Genomic DNA, 820 nt, shown 5'->3' with positions numbered 1-820 from the left:
AAGATCCCATCCACATACAAATTCTCCAGGCTTTCCTCCAATGTAGCCATCCACCCTCTCTTATCTAGACATCCTTGGCAATGAGGTCGCCGTTGATGAGTTCTCTGTAGGCAGCAACGGGCCAGCTGAAACCCCTGAAGAGCAAGCGAGAAGCCAGAGGAACATCGATGATGATCTCCTTCATGGTGGGTTTCTTCTCGTCCCTGATCGCAATCAGGTAGCTCCGACCCACCCAGCCGATCCATCCCGAGATGTACAGGAATAGTATTCCGGGTGTGATGAACTCACCCCAGTGCCTCTGGTCTCCGCTCACGATCAGGTGCGGCAACCCATCGNCTCGTCCCTGATCGCAATCAGGTAGCTCCGACCCACCCAGCCGATCCATCCCGAGATGTACAGGAATAGTATTCCGGGTGTGATGAACTCACCCCAGTGCCTCTGGTCTCCGCTCACGATCAGGTGCGGCAACCCATCGCCGCCGCACAGCAACCCCTGCTTCGCGTAGTTGTCGAACCTCCTCTTCGTCTTCTCCACGCTCGCCTTAATGGCCAGTGCGGGGGCGCTGCCCGCCTCGTAGAGCTTCAGCGACGACTCCAGCTTCTTTATCGACTGCTTCTCACGCTTCGCGAACTGCTTCGACTCCTTGCATGGGGTGAGCCCCGAGATGTCGGCGCCGGCGGGGAGAGGGGCGGAGAGGAGGATGGAGGAGAGGGCCAGCGCGGCGGAGAACGCCTTCAGGTCGGAGGACACGTTGTTGTTGTTGTTGTTGTTGGTGGTGCTGCAGACGATGGTGGTTGTGGCGGCGGACCTTAGCTTTGGG

2 protein-coding genes are annotated in these 820 nt (G+C 58.5%); both read right to left on the bottom strand.

Features of this window, described 5'->3' with window-relative positions; translation table 11 throughout:
- Window positions 1–64: 64 nt before the first annotated feature.
- A complete protein-coding gene (locus IEY24_RS33295; protein WP_262892460.1) occupies window positions 65–313 on the bottom strand; it encodes a hypothetical protein in 249 nt (82 codons plus the stop codon).
- A 2-nt stretch (window positions 314–315) separates the two neighbouring features.
- Window positions 316–750, bottom strand: coding sequence for a hypothetical protein (locus IEY24_RS33290; RefSeq protein WP_498068520.1), 435 nt, complete (start codon window positions 748–750; stop codon window positions 316–318).
- Between the last annotated feature and the right edge of the window lie 70 nt (window positions 751–820).

Source organism: Dyadobacter endophyticus (assembly GCF_014641595.1).
GTDB lineage: Bacteria > Bacteroidota > Bacteroidia > Cytophagales > Spirosomataceae > Dyadobacter > Dyadobacter endophyticus.
Note: the sequence above shows the minus strand (reverse complement) of the source record. Positions and strands in the feature narration are given on the sequence as shown.